Genomic DNA, 20,433 nt, shown 5'->3' on the forward strand with positions numbered 1-20,433 from the left:
CCGCCATGGACGATCTGCTGCGCCTCGACGACCGCCTCAACGGCGACCAGCGGCTGATCCGCGACACGGTCAGGTCCTTCGTCGCCGACCGCGTCCTTCCGCACGTGGGCGACTGGTTCGAGGAGGCCGTCTTCCCCGCGCGCGAGCTCGCGCCGGAGCTCGGCTCGCTCGGCCTGCTGGGGATGCACCTGGAGGGCTACGGGTGCGCCGGCACCGACGCGACCTCCTACGGCGTGGCCTGCCGCGAGCTGGAGGCGGGCGACTCCGGCCTGCGCTCGTTCGTGTCGGTGCAGGGCTCGCTGGCGATGTTCCCCATCTGGCGGTACGGCTCCGAGGAGCAGAAGGAGGAATGGCTGCCGCGCATGGCGGCCGGCACGGCGATCGGCTGCTTCGGCCTGACCGAGCCGGACCACGGGTCCGACCCCGCCAACATGCGCACGTACGCCAAGCGGGACGGCTCCGACTGGGTGCTCAACGGCTCCAAGATGTGGATCACCAACGGCTCGATCGCCGACGTCGCCGTGGTGTGGGCGCAGACGGACGAGGGCGTCCGCGGCTTCGTCGTCCCCACCTCCACCCCGGGCTTCTCCGCCCCTGAGATCCACAAGAAGCTGTCACTCAGGGCCTCGGTCACCTCGTCCCTGTACTTCGACGATCTCCGCCTGCCCGCCTCCGCCGTGCTGCCCGACGTCACCGGCCTCAAGGGCCCGCTGTCGTGCCTGTCCGAGGCCCGCTTCGGCATCCTGTGGGGGGTCGTCGGGGCCGCCCGCGCCTGCCTGGAGTCTGCGGTGGACTACGCGAAGACCCGCGTCCAGTTCGACAAGCCGATCGGCGCGTTCCAGCTCACCCAGGAGAAACTGGCCTGGATGTACGTCGGCACCGCCCAGGCCCAGCTCACGGCCCTGCACCTGGGCGCCCTGAAGGACGAGGGACGGCTGGAGCCCCGGCAGATCAGCTTCGGCAAGCTGGCCAACGTACGGGCCGCCCTGGACATCGCCCGGCAGGCCCGTTCCGTCCTGGGGGGAAACGGGATCACCCTGGAGTACCCTGTGATCAGGCACATGAACAATCTGGAGTCTGTGCTGACGTACGAGGGGACCCAGGAGATTCACACACTGGTGCTCGGGGAGGCTCTGACGGGGCTGCCCGCTTACCGGTGATGGAGGCGTCGCGGGCGGGGCGGTAATCTCTGTACCCTTGCTCGTGCGAGGGGCGTTAGCTCAATTGGCAGAGCTGCGGACTTTTAATCCGTAGGTTCCGGGTTCGAGCCCCGGGCGCCCTACCACTCCACACCCCACCTGCCCTGGGCTTACTCGTCGACTGCCTCTTGAGGGGCGAAAACGACCGAGTTCATGCTCGTCACATGCTCTTCGGCACGTGTCCGGCACATCGGCGGGCCGATAGCGACATCGAAATAGACCGGTTTGTGCCACCGGGTATCGGCGCCTGGAGCCGGATCAAAAGCCAGACCTGAACGACACCCAACCAATGGGCATCATGGAAGGACTGGTGGGCGGGACACGCCCAGCTCGGTCACAGACCCGTCCAAGCGGTGGTCAAGCCGCCTTCGGGCGAGTTCACGCGCGGTCGACACAGCGGTCGCCCAACTTGCATGGCTGGAACCATCGATCCGTAACAGACCAGTATCCATCGGCGGGTTGCGGATCTTGAGCGTAGATACCGAGCAGTTGCCCAAAACGACTTGAGTGACTCTTAAACGGTCCCGAAACCCGAGAGTAGAGCCAGGATCGTTACACTTGTGTCAGTCTTCGAAGTCGTCTGCACGGATGCGCGAAGTGGTCTGCACGCCGCTTGGATCGGCGTGCCAATCGCGCCGAGGAGCGGCCAAGTCGTACCCGGTCCTCTGCTGTGCGCCCCGCCCCGACCCTAGGAGGGGTCATCGAGACACAGGCCGCCAAAGATCGCGAGACTGCCTCGACCTCGGTGTCGAGCTGGGCGCCTGCGACGCACTCGTCTCCTAGGTAGCGGTCATGCCGGGTCCGGGGAGGTGTACTTGACCTTCTTTCGCCGGAGGGCCGGAGGGCTGGGATGTCCTGGCGTAGGCGGGGCTCTCCTGCGCGTGGTGCGGACCGGTCCGATGAGGAGACCGGCTCGGGGCCGTCGAAGTGGCCGAGGTACTTGTTGCCGGCCTCGTCATAGCCGCCGAGGTTGGCGAAGAAGTGTGCGCGATAAGGCGTCGGTCTCGGGGACGTAGTCGTCGAACTCGTAGCTGGTGTCCTGCACGAGGTGGCCGTCGAGGTGGAAGGTGTGTGACCAGTGGTGCACGAGGAAGAACCCGCCGGGCAGCCAGCGGAAGGTCGCGGTGCCGCGCAGCTCGCCGCCGGTCTCGCCGGATGAGTCGAACTGGCCGCTGAGCGACCAGGTGCCGGCCAGGAAGTCGAGTCGGCGCAGCGCCTGGTCTGGTCGCGGTGGGGTGAACTCATCGCGGGCGTGCACGGTCTCAGGGGTGGACCCGCGGGAGTCTGGCTGGTATCCGTGGCGACCCCGTGCTCGTCACGCGGTAGATACCTACCGGGGTGGTGCGTGATCGGTGAGGATGTGGCGGTGAAGGTGTCTGTGCCGGTGTCAGCGCGTGAGAGTGAGGTGCTCGCGGCGCTTGGTGCGGGGTTGTCCAATGCCCAGATCGCCCGCCGCTTGCAGATCTCGGTGCGCACGGTCGAGGGCCATGTGTCGTCGTTGCTGCGTAAGTACGGGGTCGCCGACCGGCAAGCGCTTGCCGCGCGGGCCGGCGGTGCGGGTGCGGTGACCTTGCCCGGCGACATACCCGGGTTGCCGCGCTCGCGGACCAGCTTCGTCGGGCGTCGGGCCGAGGTCGAGGCGGTGCGGGCGGCGCTGGCGCGGGGTCGGTTGGTGACGCTGGTCGGGCCGGGTGGGGTCGGCAAGACCCGGCTCGCGGAGGTGGTCACGACCGCTGTGGCGGCCGAGTACCGGTATGGCGCGGCGTTCGTGGATCTGGTGCCGGTGCGCGACGGCCGGCTCGGGCATGCGGTGGCGGCGGTGTTGGACGTGGCCGAGCACGCGGACGGGCAGGAGGCGGTCCTGGCCCGGTTGCGTCGTGGCCCGTCGGTGCTGGTGCTGGACAACTGTGAACACCTACCCGACGCGGTCGCCGAGTTCGTCGAGCGAATCCTGGCCGCGAGCCCGGCGACGATCCTCGCGACCAGCCGCGAGCGGCTCGGGCTGTCCGGTGAGCTGGTTCACCCGGTCGCACCACTGCCGTTGGGCTCGGACGCTGAGGAGTTGTTCCGCGACCGCGCGCAGCTGGCGCACCAGGCTGGGACGTACGACGCCGCGACCGTTGCCGACCTGTGTGCGCGGCTGGACGGCCTGCCGCTCGCGATCGAGTTGGCCGCGGCGCGCAGTGCGTCGCTCGGCGCTACCGGGCTGTTGACCGGGTTGGGTGACCATCTGCGGCTCTTGGCTGGCGGGCGCGGTGCGGTGGTGCGGCACCGGTCGCTGCGCGGGGTGATCGGATGGAGCCATGACCTGCTCACCGAAGACGAACGGGCGGTGCTTCGTCGGCTGTCGGTGTTCGTCGGCGACTTCGACCTGTCGGCGGTGGCCGCGGTCATCGGGGTGGGCGCGGCCGAGGCCGCCGACGTGCTGGGGCGGCTGGTCGACAAGAGCCTGGTCCAGCACCGGCACGGCAGGTGGCGACTGCTGGACACGATCCGGGCGTTCGCCGCCGAGCGACTCGCGGACGAACCCGAGCACGCCGAGGTGCGGCGGCGGTACCTGCGCTGGGCAGCCGACCTGGCCACTGACCTGGCCGTCGGTCTCGCGGGGCGGCCCGGTGCGGCCTGGCATGGCGAGTTCGACGCGCTGGCGGGCGATCTTCGGGCCGCGCTGACCGGCTACGAGCAGCCCGACGCCGAGGCCCACCGGCTCGCTCGCACCCTCGCCTGGCTCACGTTCGCGCGCGGTTACCTGTGGCAGGCGCCCGATTGGTACGCCCACGCCGCCCGATGCGCGCCGGATGCGGGCGAGGCGGCCCGGGATCTGGCCAGCGCGGCGGATTGCGCGCAGGTCGGCAACGACGCCGATCGAGCGTTCGAGCTGCGGCTGGCCGCCGCCGACCGGGCGCGGGACGCCGGCGCGGGCAACGCGCGGGCCATCGCGCTGGCGCAGGCGGTAGAGCTGACTGGCCGGTTCCAGGTGGTATTCCGCGACGAGATCCCGTTCGAGCGGCGCCGCGCGCTGCTCGCCGAGGCGACCGCGGCCGGGGATCCGGACGAGCCGGTCGTCGCCGCCCGGCTGGCCTGTGCCGCTGTGTGGACCGCCCACCCGGATACCCTGCGGCCCGAGGCCGGGCTGACCGCGGCTGCGGTCGCGGCCGCTCGCGCGACCGGTGACCCGGTACTGATCAGCGCAAGCCTGGACGCGGTGCGCGTGGCCACGATCAACGACGGCCGCGTCGCGGAGTGGCACCGGATCGCCGCCGAGCGGCTCGAGCTGCTCGCCCCGCTCGACCCGCACCACCCGGAACATGCGGTCGAGATCAGCGACGCGCGCGGGCTGTCCTCGCTGACCGCGGTGGCCGCCGCCGACCTGCCGGCCGCCAGGTCGACCGCGCGGCTGATCTCTGACGCCGAGTTGTCCGGCGACAGCGTGTACCTGGCGGCCAGCAAGACCGTTCCGGTGCTCGTCCTGTCCGGCGACCTCGACGACGCGGTGCAGCTCGCCGAGGACATGTGGGCGGGCTGGCAACGCGCGGGCCGACCGCGGGCGTTCTTTGTCTGGCTCACGATGCCGTTCGCCGTGCTGGCGCATGGCCTGCGCGGTGACCGGGAGCGCGTCGCGCAGTGGCGGGCCCGGGCCGCGGCGATGAGTGACCCGGTGAGTATGGGCTGGCCGTTGCTGGACCCGCTGATCACCTTGGTGGACGCCCGGCTCGCGCTACGGCTCGGTGACCTCGACCAGGCCACCGAGTTGGCCCAGCGCGCCCGGCGACTGCCGGCCAGCTCCTGGTACCGGGTGCTCGCCCGCGCCGCCACCGTCGAGCTCGCGGTGGTCGCCCGCGTGCCGTCGGCCGAGGCCGATCTCGCCGCGGCGCAGGCCGACAGCGCCGGCAACGACTGGGCCACCGCCACCCTGCTGCGCGCCGCCGGCCGGCTCCGTGGCGACGCCGACGCACTCGCCAGGTCGGCCGAACTGTGGCAACGGATGGGGGCCCGGTTCGAGCACCAGGTCACGGTAGAGCTGCTCGCCGGTCCGAAGCTGACGTAGGTGGTGGTCGCGTGCCGGGCACGTGGTCACCACGCATGTGGCGGTCGCCCCACGACTGCGACGCTGTGCTGCACGGCCGGCCAGGCCACAATGCCTGGCCGGGTTCTCGGCAGCGAAGGAGACAACGCGATGGGCAAGGTCACCACAGGCGCCACGATGTCGCTCGACGGCTACATCGCCGGCCCCGGAAAAAGCGGGTTCGACCTGCTGTTCCAGTGGTACGGCAACGGCGAGGTCGAGATTCCGCCGCGGCTCCGTATCTCCGCGGCCAGCGCCGCGCTGGTCAAGCCCGAATGGGACGACACCGGCGCGCTGATCGTCGGCCGGCACCTCTTCGACATGACCAACGCCTGGGGCGGGCGCCACCCGATGGACGTGACCACAGTGGTGCTCACCCACCAGCGCCCCGACGACCGTCCGGACGACGATGACAACTTCGTCTTCGTCACCGACGGCATCGAGGCGGCGGTGGCCAAGGCCAAGGAATTGGCCGGGGACAAGAACGTGGCCGTCAACGGCGGGCAAATGGCCCGGCAGTGCCTGGAGGCCGGTCTGCTCGACGAGGTCGGCGTCGAGTTGGTACCGGTCCTGTTGGGCGGCGGGAAGACGCTGTTCGGCGAGCTCGGCACCGCACCGGTGCAGTTCGACGGGCCCATCGCGGTCGTCGAAGGCACCGGCGTCACCCACCTGCGTTACCGGGTCAAGAAATAGGGCCCCGACAGGGCGGCCTCGCACGCACTGCTGCGTATCGGTGTGTTGCGCACCCGTGCCCGGGTGGAGGCCAATCCCCGGCATGGGGCAGGTGACGGTCACTTTCGAGTCGGACGGCGACCCTGGCACACGGGCTCGCCGGGCACGAGCACGCCAGTGGGTTGCAGATGCAATGCGAGTCGTGCGCGAACATCAGGAAAGCGATCAGCTGATGCCGGGGAGGGCCAGCCCAGACGCCGAACTGGTACTTGGCGCCGTCGCGGCTGAGCAGGAACTGCCCCAATGGCCGATTCAACGAGTCGTGGCCGATTCAGCCGAAGCAGCGGCAGCCTTGCTGCACACCGCCTCCCTCACCACGTTGGCAGCGGATGTCTTCACGAGAACCTGACGTCTCACGACCGCTGGTAGCAACCGAGCCGAACGACAACTCTGCGGCAAACGCCATCACCCACTGGCAAGAAAAGGCAAATAGGCTACCCCCTCCGCCGCCGTCCGAATTCGGCACAGATCGAACGTCAAGAGCGCACAATGGTGGGCCGCATCACGGGCCGCGTGCTCGTCGCGTGCTCTTCGGCCATCGGTACCCACGGACACGCGCCGACATTTTCAGACATTTTAAATGTGGTGAATTCGACAGAGCGACACAATTGAAATGGTGAGACACCGCCCGGCATAGAACCTGTCGCCTTTTAATCCGTAGGTTCCGGGTTCGAGCCCCGGGCGCCCTACCACTCCGGCCTGCACCTTCACACACCCTCTGATCAAAGAATCGAGAGTTGGGTCAGAGGTGGTGCTCGACAGCGTGTTCGGGCGGTCGCTGACGCTGCCGAGCCCCTCCGTTCTCAGCCGGCGGGTGAGGTCGGCTTGCCGAGCACCTCGGTGAGGGCGGAGATGCTGTGGTCGCCGTGGCCGACCTCGACGGCTCGTCTCAGCAGGTCGTTCAGCGGGCCGAGCCAGGTCACGTCGACGTTCGTCTCCCGGGCGAGGTCCTCGTCATGGGCCGCTCCGGCCAGGAAGAGGTTCACCGAAGAGGCGGCGTCGCTGTAGTCACCGCTGTCGATCTCCCTGGCGTACACCGGGAGCAGGGACTTGATCATGTCCAGCCACTTGCCGGTGAAGCGCACCATGCTGCCCGCGTGCAGCACCCGCTACTATCCACGGCCCAACCTGGTCTACGTCCCGTTCCACGACGTCGGGCCGTTCGAGTACGCGCTGATTTGGCGTACGGCGAGCGTCTCCGCCAAGGCCCTGGCCTTCACCAGGGTGGCAGTGGAGACGTTGCCTGAGCACAGCTCAGACCGAGGAGATCCGGATGGCCGCTTGTTGTAGGCGTCGTCCAAGTACCGGCTCCCGCACGGCGTTCACACCGAGCACGCTTTTCACAATGCCCAGCGTCGCGGATCCGTTCCATGGTGGCCGCGCTGATCGGTTTGCCATAGCGGAGTACATCCTGACCACGTGCCACATCGACAGCCGGCGGAGCGGGATCAGGCCAAGGCGCGGGATCAGGCCAAGGCGCGGGATCAGGAACAGCTGGACGTGATTCTGGCAGGCCATGCAGCTGGCCGACCGGATCCGCTGCTCAAGTGCTGGCGTTGGGGGTGATAGCGCAGGAGGCGATTCGCCTCGGCGTCCGGGGTGACCTTGCTCTGGCCCTACCTGGCACAGCGCTCGAAGCGCTCTCTGCTTGGCGATGGCATCGACGGCCCGGGCGGCAGGCGGGATGATCAGGGGCGTGTGGGTTCGCCGCCCGGAAAGCGTCGCTGCCGCCTGCTACTTTCGCGGTTCATGAGCCAGAAGACATGGACGATCGATGATCATCTTGACGGCAAGCCCGACACGTCGGTAGCCCTGTACCACGAATTCGTCAGGCTGGTTGAGGCGTGCGGGCCCTTCACGTACGCGGTGTCCAAGAGCATGATCACCGTCAAGGGGACCCGTCGCGGATTCGCCGGAGCGAAGCCGGACGCGCGAGGGCTCCGAGGGTACTTCGACATCCAGCGACCGATCGGCGACGACGGTCGCATCACCAGCGTGTCTCCGTACACGAAGCGGCTTTATGTTCATGCCTTCCGGATCTCTGATGTCGCCGAGCTGGATGAGGAATTCGCCGGTTGGCTACGCGAGGCGTACGAAGTGGGGCAGGGCGGACACCTGGGAGCTTAGGTCTTGACGCGAGGTGCGAAGTTCCCGGTCGTCAGCTGATCGCCGTGCGATTAGACAGGGGAACGAACTCGGCGCCCCCACGCCGGGCGGTCGTTCAGTCGGCCGGTGGGTGCGTCTGCCGTGGGCTATTTGTGACGTGGAATTCGCCTCGACTGTCTGTCTTTTGGGAGGTACGCGATGGTCACCGGTAAGGCGGCTGCAGCCGCTTATGAGTGGCTCTACCAGGAGTTCACAGACGGTGTGGGTGATACCTGGCTCTGTGCCTGCTTCGTGCAGGACGTGCCTCCTGACGAGGCTCTGCGGCGGATCAACGTAGTCGCGGGCAGCCCTCTGGAAGGGGAGGGGTTCGGCGTCGCGGCATACCGTGCCAGAGGTGGAACAGTCCTGATCGAGTACGGATGGGGCGCCATCGTCTACGACAGTGCCAGGCTCCTCTCCGAGGGGTCGGCGGCCGCCGCGGTCCGCGTGACGATCAAGGGGGCCGACTTCAAATTCCACGAGAACGGCGACTTGGTCACGACCTTCAGCCTGTACAGCTATTGCCATCGAGAGGGCACCGAGCCCGACCGCCTGGAGGCTGACGTCACGGACCTCGGGCTGCACGTCGGCGGGGACGAAGCGGGATTCGTCGACAACCCCACCGCCGCAGCACTGGCCCTTGCGGACCGAGCCACCGGCGTGCGTTTCTCATCTGCGGCATATACGCGCACTGCACTGATCGGCTCGACAGAGCACCTTTATCCCTACGTTTAAACGGCCGAGGCGGAATATGTCGCCGTCTCGAAATGGCGGACCATTGTTACGCGATATGCGTCTGTCGCCGGGGCCCGCCGAAAGGCTGCTTCTGCGGGCGTTGTCTCGTCCGTAGAAGCAGCCGGGGTGGTTCGGGTCAGTCTGTCGGGTGGTCGGTGGCCACCAGCGAGGCGACGGCGAGACGGCGTGCGTGACGCATGACGGCCCTTCCTGTCACTTGGTTCCCCAGCCGGGCGAGTGGCACGCCGGACCGTTCGGGCCGGTGGTGCACGACTGGCCTTCGGTCGCCTGGGCCGGCAGGGACATTGCCCCCATGAAGGCCGCGGCCAGCAGCGCGGCGGTGAGTGCGGGACGGAGACGGGTCACATGGACTCCTGCGGTGAGGTCGCGGCGTACGCGAGGTGCGGGTCCTGCATCTGCGGCGGCCACCGGATGCCCCGATGATCTCCGGCGCCATACTGCCGATTGTCGGACGGAGCGAGCGATCGGCACTCCTCCCGGAGAGTGATCCTCCACGGCCGCCGGGAGGACCCGCCTCCGGCCGGAGGGAGGAGGGCGGCCGCTGCACCGCAAGCCCAAGCCCAAGCCCAGGCCCAAGCCCCGGCCCAGCCCCAGGCCCGGCACCGGCCTCAGGCCTCAGGCCTGAGGCCTCAGGCCTCAGGCCTCAGGCCATTGTCCGGGCGGCGGTAAAGCAGGCGAGCTCCAGGCATGAATGGCCGCCTTTGCACGACACGACCGACGCCACTCAGACAACTCGTGACACTTTTGTTAACAGAAGGTAAACGATACGGACACCCTGATTCCTGTAAAAAAGGGTGTCGTATGATGCCTTGCGGTAATAGGCGGGTGAAAGGTACTTCTGTGACGGACGCGTTCGAGGCGGAGGTCAGCGCGCTCGCGGGCGAGATCAACCAGCAGGTCGCCCGCGTACGCGAAGCATTCGGAGAGCTCTCCGCCCTGGAGCACACGGCACGGTCGGCGGACGGAATGGTGAGCGTGACCGTCGGCCGCCACGGTCAGTTGCGCGGCGTCGAGCTGAACCCCCGGGCCTATCGCAACCTGTCCCCCACCCAACTGGCCGACGCCATCATGCAGCAGGCCAACGCGGCCACCGCCGCGGTCTCCGAGCAGAGCAGGCAGCTGCTGGATCCCCTCATGCCGGACGGCCTGCCGTACGAGGACCTCTTCGGGGAGCGGGCCACGCTCGACGCGTTCTTCCCGGGCCCCGTGGAGCCGGCCCCGTGAGCGGCTACTACGTGCAGCGGGAGGCGTTGTACCGGGAGGCCAGGGCGTACGAGCTGTTCGCGGGGAACGTGGAGCAGGTGCGCGACGACCTCCGCGCGGCCTTCAACCGGGACAGGAACACGCTCGGCGACGACGAGTACGGCGCGGAGCTGGCCAAGAAGCTGCCCGAGATGGAACGTGGCATCTTCGACGTCCTGGCGAAGTTCATCGACGAGCTCGAGGACGTCGCCCTGGGACTGAACGCGACCGCCCGTAACTACAAGGCGGCGGAGCCCACTCCCCCCGTCACGCGGAACTGATCGTCCATGGGGTTCGACGGGTTCATGGTGCCCGAGTTCGCCAAGCCGTACGTCGGCTGGGTGGTCGGCATGGACTGGCCGGAGGGGGACGAGACCGGCTGCTTCCGGTTGGCCGACGCCTGCGTGATCGCCGCGCACCGGCTCGTCGAGGGCACCGGCGCCGACCTGCCGGGCAGCGCGCGCAGGATCGGCAAGGACTGGGACGGGGAGGCCCATCTCGCCTTCGCCGCCCACGTCGACAAGGTGGCGGGCGGTCAGATCGCCCTCGCGGTCAAGCGGCTCGTGGACGCCGCGGTGGCGCTCAACGGCGTGGGCGTGCAGATCCAGTACGCCAAGTACATGATCGAGGTCACCGTCTGGCTGCTGATCGTGCAACTGGGATATCTGCTGGCCGCGGCCCTGGCCACCGGCGGGGCGAGTCTGGCGCTCGTGCCACCGCGGCTACAGCTCGCCCGGCTGGCGGTCGGGCAGATCGCCCGGCAGTGCCGGCGCAACATGCTGCTGTTCGCCGGGATCGTGGCCGGCATGGACCTGGGCATCCAGGGCACCCAGATGGTCCAGGGCCGCAGGGACGACGTCGATGGCTGGCAGCTCGTGATCTCGGCGGTGAGCGGCGGCGCCATGGGCGGGCTCATGGGGCTGGTCTCCGGCGGGCTGAGCCGCCTGGCCACCCCCACGCTGCGGGCCGGGCTGACCAGGGCCGAGATGTCCACGGCGGAGAAGCTGCTGGCGGCGGCCCACTCCTCGTTGTACGGCCAGGCCGGGCAGTTCGCCCTGACCGGCGGCATCACGACGGCCGGCTCCTTGCTGGCCCACGGCAACTTCAGCTGGGACCTGCTGGCCAAGGGCATCACGTCCAGCGCGCTGGGTGCGGACGGGCAACACCTGGCCTCGCCCCTGCCGCACGGCGCCGACGGCCCGTCCGCGCCTCACTCGTCCTCTTCGTCCGGACGTCCGCCGGCCGGTCCGGACGGAGGGCCGGGGCACGGGCCCAAGGACGGCGCCGGCTCGGTCCTTGCGGCGGTGAACCACAACCAGCGGACCGTCGAGTCGCCCGCCTGGCACAGCCCCGACCTGCCGTCCGAGGTGCTCCAAGGTCTGACGTCCCAGCTGGCGTCCGCCGATCCGGGGCTGCCGAAGCCGGAGATCCATCCGCCTCGCGTCGTCGAGATGGGAGCCCTGGGCGAAACGGCCGTGCACGACGTCAGGGTGCCGGTGGACCCGAGGGCGACGGCGCACGCCATGACCGCCGGGATCACGGGGATCGTCCCGCGGGAACGAGCCGTGATCCGCCTCTGGCTGTCGGAGGCGCTGGCCAGCAGCGACCGCGACGTCTGGACCAACCATCTCCAAAGGGGCGTGGCGCTCGGCGTCGGCGACAAGGTGATCTACCTCAAGCTCCGGCCGAGCGAGTTCACGCACCTGGAGCAGCCGAGCCTGGCCCCGGAGAAGCCGGTCGCCTTCGGCGGGGACGGTGTGGAGGGCAAGTCCTCGCGGGGCTCCTCGCTGGACCGGACCGCGGGGCTGATGAAGGGCCTCTACCAGTCGTCGGACGAGGGCGAGGCGAACGCCCTGCCCCGTTCGGGCGTCAGCAGCACGGCACGGACGACCCACACGAACGGCGTCGAGGTCATCAGCGGGCACAAGGCCATCTCCCCCGCCCATGACTACTTCGCCACGGACATCGCCCTCGACATCTACCGCAACGGCGAGAAGGTCACGGAAACGGCGGCGGTGCCCGACCTCTCGCTGACCATCCCCTTCCCCAAGCAGTTCACCCGGGAAGGGCCGCTGCTGAGCACCGACCACCCGTCGCCGCTCCCCCGGCACGAGGTGCCGGAAGGAGCGGGGCACAAGTTCCGTGACCACGGGATCGCCATCACCGGGCTGGACGTCACGCCTCTCGTGCTGGAGGTGCAGCGCAGGGGGCTGGCGGCGGGGCTGCCGGCGGGCGAGGTGGTCAGGATCACCGATCATCTCACCTCCAGCCTGCTCAGCGAGCAGGGGCTGAAGAACCGCAGCCAGTCGATGTCGTCGAGCGGGGTCTCGTCCGAGGCGATCCGGTACAAGACCTCGCTGCTGCGGTCGGAGGAGGACTCCGTCCGGATCACCAGCGAGATCACGCGGGTCGAGCCGATCGACGGAAGCGGGCGATCGCCGGTCGAGACGATGTTCCGGGACGACCTGGGGCGGCGCGAGAGCGAGGGCACGTCGCACCGGCAGGGCGCGAGCGTCGGCGTGCACGCGGGCGGCAAGATCGGGTTGCCGCTGGGTGACCGCGCGGAGGTCGTCGCGCGGGCCGTCGGCGGGGTCGGTTACGGGACGGACCACGTGACCTCCACCAACAGGGCGCACGGCAACCACACCGTCCTGACCAGGCTCGGTGACGTCACCATGTACGACGCCCGGATGCGGCTGCAGGTCGAGACCGAGAGGCTCGGCGCCTTCGAGGTGGAGGTGAACGCCGAGCTGATCGTCCCGACCCGCGACGCGTCCCGGATGGAGCAGGACGTCTTCGGGCACGATCTGCGCCCGCTGGGCGAGTTCAACGACATCCAGCGCAAGCTCGCCGATCTCCACCGGGAGATGGACGAGGTGCGGGCGGAGTTCGCACGGAGCGAACCGGTCGGCGAGTACCCGGCCAGGGGCGAGCACCCGAACCGCGGCTACGACCCGCACGTCCTGGAGCCGGAGACGCTCGCGGCCGGTCGGGGCACGGGGCTCGGCAGCGGCGTCCGGGTCCATGGGGAGACGCTGCTCAGCGCGGACATCCACCAGGCCGTCGAGCGGGCGCTGCCCGACCTCCCGCCGGAGATCGGACGGCAGATCATGCGGGACGTCGAGAGCCGCTTCGGCGTCGCGGCGCTGGAAGCCGACCTGACGCACGCCATCCACGGCATCAGGTACGACAGGACGATCGGCGGCTACACCGTCGAGGTCCTGGCCGAGGGCACGCTGGGCCGGCGGCACGAGGTCGGCGCGTCCGACCTGACGGTCAACGAACGCCGGATCACCTCGCGCACCGACACCAGCCAGCGGGAGAGCTCCCGCACGGGCCGTGCGGAGGTGCGCGGGGTCGCGCGCCTCGACGTGAACGAACGGCTCAAGATCGACCCGCTGAACCTGTCACTCACCGGGAGCGGCACGAAGTCGGAGAGCACCGGCTTCTCCTCGGGTCACACGAGGTACGACCGCACGGAGACCAGCGGTGGCTTCACCATCACGCGGGACCTGTCCTTCGACGTCAGGATGAGGATCTCGCGGGACGGCACGGAGACGCTGAACACCTCGTGGGAGGTGCACGGCAGCCGGGCGGAGATCCTGGTGCCGGACGTCCACCTGCCGCAGCGGCCGGTGCTCGCGCAGGACGTCGCGCATCTGGGGCGGGTCGAGTCGTCCGCCGAGCGGCCCGCCGACCTGTGGCGGCCCGGCGCCGACGAGTTGTCGGCCATCGTCCGGATGGGGGCCATGCCCGACCTTCCCGCGACGCTGGCCGAGGCCCACCACCGATGGGCGGGACTGCCGGCGCCCGCGGAGCGGCTGGACGTGCCGCCGGTGTTCGAGACCGCCACCGACGTGATCAACCTGGAGACCATGATCACCTCTCATCCCGACGGTCTCCACTACACCGTGTCGGACCGTGCGGGATCGCGGCACGACGTGCACGTGAAGGCCCACGTCGCCGGGGTGCGGCACGTCAAGTCGGAGACCGGGGTGGAGCACGAGAGCTACTCCAGCAGCAACTCCAGGGCGCTGGACGGCGAACGCGGCAGGCGTACGGTCGGCGGCCACGCCAGGACCGGCCTGCGCGTCACCCTCAGCGACGGCGAGGCCGCCGGTGCCGCGTACGGAGCCGGGGAAGCCGGCGGAACCGAGCGCAAGGTCGTGGCGCGAGCGGGTGTGCACGGCGCCGCCAAGCGCAGCGCCGTGGAGAGCTCCTACCTGGGCAGCAGCGACGTCTCCCGGGTCACCTACTCCGACGGCAGCACCTCCCACTGGTACCGCGGGGACCTGGTCCTGGAGGTCACCCCCAGCAGGACCAGCGGCGGCACGGTCGAGCAGGGCCCGACCACGTACGTCCGGGTGGAGGACATCGTGGACCTCGTGCTTCCCGACGAGGTGGCCCGCCGGCACGGGCTCGACGGCCCGGAGGCCATGGAGCCGGCGAAGCCGTCCGGGGACACGACGCGGGCCTACGCGGCGCCCGAGGCGGCGTTGAACACCGCCCACGTCCAGCACCTCGACGCGGAGGCGGTGCTGCCGGCGCTCGTGGAACTGCTGCGCCGCGACGGCCTCCTCCCCCCCGGCCAGGAGCTCACGAACCACCCGGTGGCCGAACACCTGCGCGGCAACTACAGCCAGAGCGCGCTCAGCACCAAACTGGGCGAGCTTCGCGGGAACGGCGTGTCCTCCTGGTTGTTCATCACGGACGAGCACGACCGGGTCACCGAACGCGTGGGCATCCGGGTCACGGCCGAGGTCGACGAAGGCGTGCACGTCGGCGAGCGTCCTGACACCAGCCTCATGCTGCGCAACGAGCGCCTGAGCGGCGACCTGAGCGTGCGCGAGGCGGGGACGGACCGCGGCGCGGAGGCGCTCGCGCGTTACATGGAGTCCTCGGACGGCGAGCTCAGGGGAGGCGAGGCGGGGTTCGCGAACTACCGCGACTCCCACACCGTGGACGGGCAGGGGACGATCGCGAAGGAGATCAACCGCTACCAGACGCGCGAGGCCCCGCAGGAGTTCAGGCACCCGGTCAGGTACGAGATCACGCTCGAACACGTCCCGGTCCGCCCGCTCCTGGAGCCCGTGCAGAACGTGGCCCGCAACGTGCTGCTCAAGGTGGGCGAGGTGACCGGGCACGACGGCGCGGGAAGGCTGTTCGACCGGCACGCCGGGGTCACCTCGACGTCCAGGGCGGTCGCGGACGGCGGGGTCGACCTCCTGGTGCCGGGGCACCTCACCATGGAGGTGCCGCAGGGCACGCCGGTCGCGGGGCGTACGCCGGTCGTCGCCGCGGATCCGCGCTGGGCGGACGCGACGGGGCCCAACCCCATGTCCGCCACCCTGGGCGAAGGCGTGCCCAAGGGGGACGTCAGCCAGGTCGCGTTCCCGGCCGCCACGCTGGTCGAGCAATGGGCGCCGATGAGCACGGTGCCGCCGAGGCTGCGGGGCGAGGTCCCGTCCCTGGCCGACCGGCCCGACGGGTTCGAGCTCTCCCGCCCGGCCGGCATGTCACTCGCCGAGGCCACCAAGGAACGGACCATGCGCGCCCACCTGGAGCAGTTGTTCGCGCACGACTACGAGATCCCGGGGATCGGCCGGGTGGGCATCGACGTCACCGGAGCCCGCGAGATCACCACCGCACTGGTCAAGCAGCGTGTCTACGCCCAGACCATGAGCACGGTCGGGCACGGCCAGGAGCAGGGCCGGGGCGTGGCGGCCCGAGTGGGCGGGTCCGCCGGGTCGCAGGACGGGAGCCTCGGCTTCGGCGGCGTCGGCGGCAACGTGAAGACGGCGGACGAGGCCGCGTCGCGGAACGCCAACATCGTCGAACGCAACTTCATGGAGGAGCAGCACGACAACACCTACCTTGAGCTGGACGTCTCCCTGGTGTTCTACGGCAAGGACAAGCCCCTGACGGTGGACGTCGCCGGCGGCCTTCATCTCCGGCTCACCGCCGACGGGCTCGCCGCCTTCGAGGCCGCGCACCCCGGCGCGATCGTACGCTGACCCCGTTCGTCAGAGGGGTGGGTGGGCGACGGATTCCAGGGTTTGGATGATCTCTTCGGCGAACAGCAGGGCGGCGGGGCCGGGGCCGTGCTTCTCGCGGCGGACGAGCGAGAGGATGTTGTTGCTGAAGGCGCGGTCGCGCACCGGCCGGAAGGCGAGAGTTCCGTTGTGGTGGTCCTCGGCCATGTCGAACCTGCTGAGAAAGGCGATGGCCTCGCCCGCGGCGGCCAGGCGTTTCATCGTCTCGATCGAATTGGTGTGGAAGGCGGGCTCGACCTTCAGGCCGGCCTCGGCGAAGGTGTCGGCGATGATGCCGTGGATCACCATCGAGCGGTCGGCGAAGATGAGGGGGTAGGCCGCGCACTGGGCCAGGGGGATGGAATCCAGGCGGGCCAGCGGGTGGGCGGGGGCGATGACCGCGCCGAGCCGGGTGTCCATCTGCCAGCACAGTTCGAGCTGCGCCGAAGACGGGACGTTGAATCCGAGGCCCAGGTCGGCCTCGCTGTCGGCCACCGCGCGGAGGATCTCGTGGGTGGACAGGGCGCGGATGGAGATGCGCACCTCGGGGTGGCGGGCGTGGAAGTTCACGGTGGCGGTGGAGACGATGCTGCTGGCCAGGCCGGTCATCGTGGCGATCACCACCTCGCCGCTCGGCAGTGACTGCAGGTCGCGTATCTCGGTCACGGCCTCGCGGTACTCCTGGAGGGTCCGGCGCACGTGGGCGAGGAGGACCTCCCCCGCCGGTGTGGGCCGCATGCCGCGCGGCAGGCGTTCGAACAGGGGCTCGCCTAGCTCTTCCTCGAGGAGCAGGATCTGCCGGTTGATGGCCGACGGGGCGACGTGCAGCCGCGCGCCGGCGGCCCGGATGGAGCCGTACCGCGCCACCTCGTCGATGTAGTGCAGCACGCGTGAGTGGAGCATGGGGCCTCCCTGGGCTGGACCGTGCGCAAAAAGAGTACAGTCCGTGCGAAAACGGCTGCTTGTCAGCAACGGTGCCGTGCCATTTCATAGCCACAGCGCGTACGAGCGACACGGCCACGGCGGCCCTGTGCCGAAACTCCGCGACCGGCCACCGGCATCCCGGAGCCGCGTCCTCGGGTCTCGTTCCGCGAGCGGAAATCCAACAGCCGAGCAACGAAGCGAGGAAATCATGCTCCAACAGGAGAAGACGAGCCAGGCCGGTGGGACGGACCGGGTCTCGGTCCACTACGACCACGTGCGGGCGGTCTTCGACATCCTGAGCGGGGAGAGGGAGGCGGACCTGCTACTGCGGAACCTCAGCGTGCTGGACGTGCACAGCGAGAGCGTCTTCCAGGGTTCGATCCTCGTCTACAACGAGCGGATCATCGCGTTGAACCCCGACGAGTCGATCGTGCGGGTCCGCGAGGTGTTCGACGGCCAGGGCCTCTACGCGATCCCGGGGCTGATCGACGCGCACCTGCATTTCGACGCCCAGCTGGCCCACCCGGCGGCGTTCGGGGAGGCGATCGTGCCGAGCGGCACGACCACCATCTTCGCCGAGACCCTGGACTTCGCCAGCGCGGCCGGTGAGGAGGCCGTCGAGGCCGCCGCGGCGTTGTTCAAGGACTACGAGAAGCTGCCCTACCGGATCTACGCCTTCGCGCCGGGCAAGAAGACGTCGGTCGAGGTCACCGACGCCATGCTGAAGATGGACCCGGTGATCGGGCTGGGCGAGCTCGCCCACCTGTCCTACATGACGGGCAACGAGGACGACTTCCGCAAGTCCGCCCTGGGCCGGGCCAACGGCGGCTTCGTGAACAGCCACTGGGGCGTGACGGCGCTGCCCGACATGTTGCTGAACTACATGCCCGCGATCGGTGCGCACAACAACCACGATGTCTGGAACGAGGACGACATCGAGAAGAGCATCCGGTACGGCTTCCAGACCCAGATCAAGTTCGGCGTCGGCAGCCCCGAGGTGATCAGGACCATGCTGCGCGCCATCGTCAAGCGCCGCTGGCCGGCCGAGAACTTCCAGATGTGCGCCGACAACATCTCGGTCGACCGCGTGCTGACCAAGGGACACATCGACTGGGTGATCTCCCTGGCCGTCGAGATGGGCCTCAACCCGATCCAGGCGATCAAGATGGGCACGCTGTACTCCGCGCGCTCCTTCGGCATGGACCACGACTTCGGCTCGCTCGCCCCGGGCCGCTTCGCCGACATCGTGCTGACCGACAGCCTGTCGAAGATCAACCCGCTGTACGTGTTCAAGGGCGGCGAGCTGGTCGCCAGGGACCGCAAGCTTCTCAAGCCAGTCGATCTGGACTATTCGGTCATGGTGCAGGAGCCCCGGCCCGGCCTCGCCGACCTGGCTCCCGGACAGCTCGACCTCACGCCGATCGAGATCTCCGACGACGGGAGCCGGGCGAAGGTCCTGCTCTTCGACGTCTACGGACGCGGCCACCTCAAGTTCGCCCAGGAGGTCTGGGTGCCGTTCGCGGACGGCGCCGTCGTGCCCGAGGTGGACGGTGTCAGGCTGAACCGCATCTCCGTCGTCCAGCGTTACGCGGACGGCGCCCGGCACGTCGTCAACGGGCTGTTCAAGGGGGTCTCGATCGACCGGGGCGCCGTGTCGACGTTCTGGCCCGCGCCCTTCGCGTACTTCGTGGTGGTCGGCAGCGACAGCGCCGAGATGTGCGACAACCTCAGGCAGCTCGACACCTTCGTCGGCGGCTGCCTCGTGACCGAGGACGGGCAGGCGAAGGCCGCGCTGCCCCTCGACATCTACGGCGTGATGGCGGACATGAGCCTGGCCGAGCTGGTGGACGCGACCCGGTCGATCGACGCCGCCCTGGAGAAGCTGGGCAACCACAACGAGGGCGAGCCGGTCGTCAACAAGCTCCTGACCCTCTTCATCTCACTCGACCGCTTCGGGTTCATGGTCTGAGTCGTGCGCTGAGAAGCGGACACCGCGTCGTCCGGCAGGCTCCGGCCGGAACAGCAAACAGCCAAGGAGGCAACTGTGCTACAGCATGAAAAAGAGGCCGGAGTCGTCGACACCGGAAGTCTGGTGCGGCGTTGGATCACCTACGGCGCCGGCATCTACCTGCTGACCCTGGGGGTCAGCCTGGCCATCAGGGCGGGGATCGGCATCTCGCCGCAGAGCAGCCTCACCCGGACGATGACCCTGGTCTTTCCCTCGATCAGCCAGGGGACCTTCAACTTCGCCCTTGAGCTGCTGATGTTGCTGCTGACCTATCTCGTCCTGCCGAAGGACTTCAAGCTCAGGAACTTCCTGGCGTTGATCCCGGCCCTGGTCCTGGCCACGTTCCTCGATCTGAACCTGATGCTGACGAGCTGGATCGCCCTGGACGTCTACGCCGCCAAGTTCGTCCTCCTGGTGGTCGCGGACGCGACGTTGGCGTTCGGCCTGTTCCTGATGATCCGGGCCAACCTGGTGCTCATGCCGGTCGACATGTTCGTCAACACGCTCTTCAAGCGGACCGGCTTCAAATGGGGCAACCTCAAGACCGGCTTCGACTGCACGTTGCTGGTGGTCTCCGCGGCGATCGGGCTGATCTTCCTGGGCGGCCCGCAGTTCATCCGCGAGGGGACCGTCATCAACGGCATCCTCGTCGGGCAGTACATCAAGCTCTACTTCTTCCTGTTCAAGAAGTTCTCGCGGTCCTGAGCCCGGCGTTCGGTCACCGGAGATCCTCCAGGATCGGGCGCCGCCGGGCGGCCGGGACGCCGGCGGCGTCCATCGCGCGCCGCAGCAGGCCGGGGTCGAAGCCGTGGGAGCGCAGGTGGGCGACGAGCGGGCCGTACCGGTCGGCGCGGTCGCGCAGGAGCTCGGTGGCCAGCCGGATCTCCAGCCGGACCGCCGGCACCTGGTGCGGGCCGCACGCCACCAGGACGTGATGCCGCCACGGCCCTTCGCCGACGCATTCCAGGGCGTCCGACCCGGCCTGCCGCTCGACGGTGCTGAGCTCGACCTCGACCCCGTTCACCGCGAACCTGGCGAAGTACTGGGCGCTCCCCTCGATCCAGGTGGGGGCATGGAGGCAGGGGAACGGCGACAGGGCCGCGGCGAAGACGTGCAGTTCCGCCCGGCCGGGCATCAGAAGGTCGATGTCCCCGGCCGGCAGGGGGACACCCTGCAGGAGCGCCGCGCTCGTGCCGCACAGGCGGTAGGGGACGGCGGCGCCCGCGGCGTCGAGGGTCATGACCAGCGCCGTGGTGACGTCGGTCCGGCTCAGTGATCTCGTTCCGTGGCCCATGCCGGGCAACGTAGCAAGACCGCGCCCGGCGATGT

The 20,433-nt window shown here is 69.3% G+C and carries 16 protein-coding genes and 1 tRNA gene; 12 read left to right on the forward strand and 5 right to left on the reverse strand.

The window, feature by feature from the left end:
• Positions 1–5 precede the first annotated feature (5 nt).
• Together ABZ459_RS42545 and ABZ459_RS42550 are read left to right on the forward strand one after the other, a co-directional pair.
• A complete protein-coding gene (locus ABZ459_RS42545) occupies positions 6–1,160 on the forward strand; it encodes an acyl-CoA dehydrogenase family protein (protein WP_357983552.1) in 1,155 nt (384 codons plus the stop codon).
• A 49-nt stretch (positions 1,161–1,209) separates the two neighbouring features.
• Positions 1,210–1,285: transfer RNA gene (locus ABZ459_RS42550), tRNA-Lys, on the forward strand.
• A gap of 869 nt (positions 1,286–2,154) precedes the next feature.
• Here ABZ459_RS42550 and ABZ459_RS42555 read toward each other — a convergent pair.
• On the reverse strand, positions 2,155–2,457 hold the full coding sequence (locus ABZ459_RS42555) for a hypothetical protein (protein ID WP_357983555.1): 303 nt from the start codon (positions 2,455–2,457) through the stop codon (positions 2,155–2,157).
• An 87-nt stretch (positions 2,458–2,544) separates the two neighbouring features.
• Between ABZ459_RS42555 and ABZ459_RS42560 the strand changes: the two genes are divergently transcribed.
• The 3 genes from ABZ459_RS42560 to ABZ459_RS42570 all read left to right on the forward strand — a co-directional run bounded on the left by ABZ459_RS42560 (position 2,545) and on the right by ABZ459_RS42570 (position 6,346).
• Positions 2,545–5,247, forward strand: a complete 2,703-nt coding sequence (locus ABZ459_RS42560; RefSeq protein ID WP_357983558.1) for a LuxR C-terminal-related transcriptional regulator — start codon at positions 2,545–2,547, stop codon at positions 5,245–5,247.
• Positions 5,248–5,376: 129 nt separating this feature from the next.
• Complete coding sequence (locus ABZ459_RS42565) at positions 5,377–5,958, forward strand: dihydrofolate reductase family protein (protein WP_357983561.1); 582 nt, start codon at positions 5,377–5,379, stop codon at positions 5,956–5,958.
• Between the two features lie 181 nt (positions 5,959–6,139).
• Positions 6,140–6,346, forward strand: a complete 207-nt coding sequence (locus ABZ459_RS42570) for a hypothetical protein (protein ID WP_357983564.1) — start codon at positions 6,140–6,142, stop codon at positions 6,344–6,346.
• A gap of 454 nt (positions 6,347–6,800) precedes the next feature.
• On the opposite strand, the gene ABZ459_RS42575 is transcribed toward ABZ459_RS42570, so the two are convergent.
• Positions 6,801–7,103 carry a hypothetical protein gene (locus tag ABZ459_RS42575; protein ID WP_357983567.1) on the reverse strand — a complete coding sequence of 101 codons (303 nt, stop codon included), beginning with the start codon at positions 7,101–7,103 and terminating at the stop codon, positions 6,801–6,803.
• Between the two features lie 643 nt (positions 7,104–7,746).
• Here ABZ459_RS42575 and ABZ459_RS42580 point away from each other — a divergent pair.
• Both ABZ459_RS42580 and ABZ459_RS42585 read left to right on the forward strand, forming a co-directional pair.
• The gene (locus tag ABZ459_RS42580; RefSeq protein WP_357983570.1) at positions 7,747–8,124 is read left to right on the forward strand and encodes a DUF5655 domain-containing protein; all 378 of its coding nucleotides are present in this window, start codon (positions 7,747–7,749) and stop codon (positions 8,122–8,124) included.
• 177 nt (positions 8,125–8,301) lie between these two features.
• Positions 8,302–8,877: a DUF6461 domain-containing protein gene (locus ABZ459_RS42585; protein ID WP_357983573.1), complete on the forward strand. Its 576-nt coding sequence runs from the start codon at positions 8,302–8,304 to the stop codon at positions 8,875–8,877.
• 213 nt (positions 8,878–9,090) lie between these two features.
• Here the strand turns inward: ABZ459_RS42585 and ABZ459_RS42590 are convergent, their stop codons facing one another.
• Complete coding sequence (locus ABZ459_RS42590; protein WP_357983576.1) at positions 9,091–9,243, reverse strand: hypothetical protein; 153 nt, start codon at positions 9,241–9,243, stop codon at positions 9,091–9,093.
• 495 nt (positions 9,244–9,738) lie between these two features.
• On the opposite strand from ABZ459_RS42590, the gene ABZ459_RS42595 reads away from it, so the two are divergent.
• Genes ABZ459_RS42595 through ABZ459_RS42605 form a run of 3 tightly spaced genes read left to right on the forward strand, consistent with a single transcriptional unit; the run spans position 9,739 to position 16,154 of the window.
• Positions 9,739–10,122: a YbaB/EbfC family nucleoid-associated protein gene (locus ABZ459_RS42595; RefSeq protein WP_357983579.1), complete on the forward strand. Its 384-nt coding sequence runs from the start codon at positions 9,739–9,741 to the stop codon at positions 10,120–10,122.
• A complete protein-coding gene (locus ABZ459_RS42600) occupies positions 10,119–10,421 on the forward strand; it encodes a hypothetical protein (RefSeq protein WP_357983582.1) in 303 nt (100 codons plus the stop codon). The genes ABZ459_RS42595 and ABZ459_RS42600 overlap by 4 nt, the downstream gene beginning before the upstream one ends.
• A gap of 6 nt (positions 10,422–10,427) precedes the next feature.
• Positions 10,428–16,154: a hypothetical protein gene (locus tag ABZ459_RS42605; protein WP_357983585.1), complete on the forward strand. Its 5,727-nt coding sequence runs from the start codon at positions 10,428–10,430 to the stop codon at positions 16,152–16,154.
• A 9-nt stretch (positions 16,155–16,163) separates the two neighbouring features.
• On the opposite strand, the gene ABZ459_RS42610 is transcribed toward ABZ459_RS42605, so the two are convergent.
• Positions 16,164–17,075, reverse strand: coding sequence for a LysR substrate-binding domain-containing protein (locus ABZ459_RS42610; RefSeq protein WP_357983588.1), 912 nt, complete (start codon positions 17,073–17,075; stop codon positions 16,164–16,166).
• Between the two features lie 229 nt (positions 17,076–17,304).
• Between ABZ459_RS42610 and ABZ459_RS42615 the strand changes: the two genes are divergently transcribed.
• Positions 17,305–19,065, forward strand: a complete 1,761-nt coding sequence (locus ABZ459_RS42615; protein ID WP_357983591.1) for an adenine deaminase C-terminal domain-containing protein — start codon at positions 17,305–17,307, stop codon at positions 19,063–19,065.
• Between the two features lie 75 nt (positions 19,066–19,140).
• A complete protein-coding gene (locus ABZ459_RS42620) occupies positions 19,141–19,809 on the forward strand; it encodes a DUF6198 family protein (protein WP_357983594.1) in 669 nt (222 codons plus the stop codon).
• Positions 19,810–19,822: 13 nt separating this feature from the next.
• Here the strand turns inward: ABZ459_RS42620 and ABZ459_RS42625 are convergent, their stop codons facing one another.
• Complete coding sequence (locus tag ABZ459_RS42625; protein WP_357983597.1) at positions 19,823–20,398, reverse strand: hypothetical protein; 576 nt, start codon at positions 20,396–20,398, stop codon at positions 19,823–19,825.
• Positions 20,399–20,433: the final 35 nt, after the last annotated feature.

This window comes from Nonomuraea sp. NPDC005692 (genome assembly GCF_040631115.1).
Taxonomy (GTDB): domain Bacteria; phylum Actinomycetota; class Actinomycetes; order Streptosporangiales; family Streptosporangiaceae; genus Nonomuraea.

Bases quoted from the DNA above. Each gene is read 5' to 3' on its own strand.
- ABZ459_RS42585 (WP_357983573.1), top strand. From the start codon at position 8,302: ATGGTCACCGGTAAGGCGGCTGCAGCCGCTTATGAGTGGCTCTACCAG.
- ABZ459_RS42580 (WP_357983570.1), top strand. From the start codon at position 7,747: ATGAGCCAGAAGACATGGACGATCGATGATCATCTTGACGGCAAGCCC.
- ABZ459_RS42565 (WP_357983561.1), top strand. From the start codon at position 5,377: ATGGGCAAGGTCACCACAGGCGCCACGATGTCGCTCGACGGCTACATC.
- ABZ459_RS42605 (WP_357983585.1), top strand. From the start codon at position 10,428: ATGGGGTTCGACGGGTTCATGGTGCCCGAGTTCGCCAAGCCGTACGTC.
- ABZ459_RS42610 (WP_357983588.1), bottom strand. From the start codon at position 17,075: ATGCTCCACTCACGCGTGCTGCACTACATCGACGAGGTGGCGCGGTAC.
- ABZ459_RS42615 (WP_357983591.1), top strand. From the start codon at position 17,305: ATGCTCCAACAGGAGAAGACGAGCCAGGCCGGTGGGACGGACCGGGTC.
- ABZ459_RS42545 (WP_357983552.1), top strand. From the start codon at position 6: ATGGACGATCTGCTGCGCCTCGACGACCGCCTCAACGGCGACCAGCGG.
- ABZ459_RS42625 (WP_357983597.1), bottom strand. From the start codon at position 20,398: ATGGGCCACGGAACGAGATCACTGAGCCGGACCGACGTCACCACGGCG.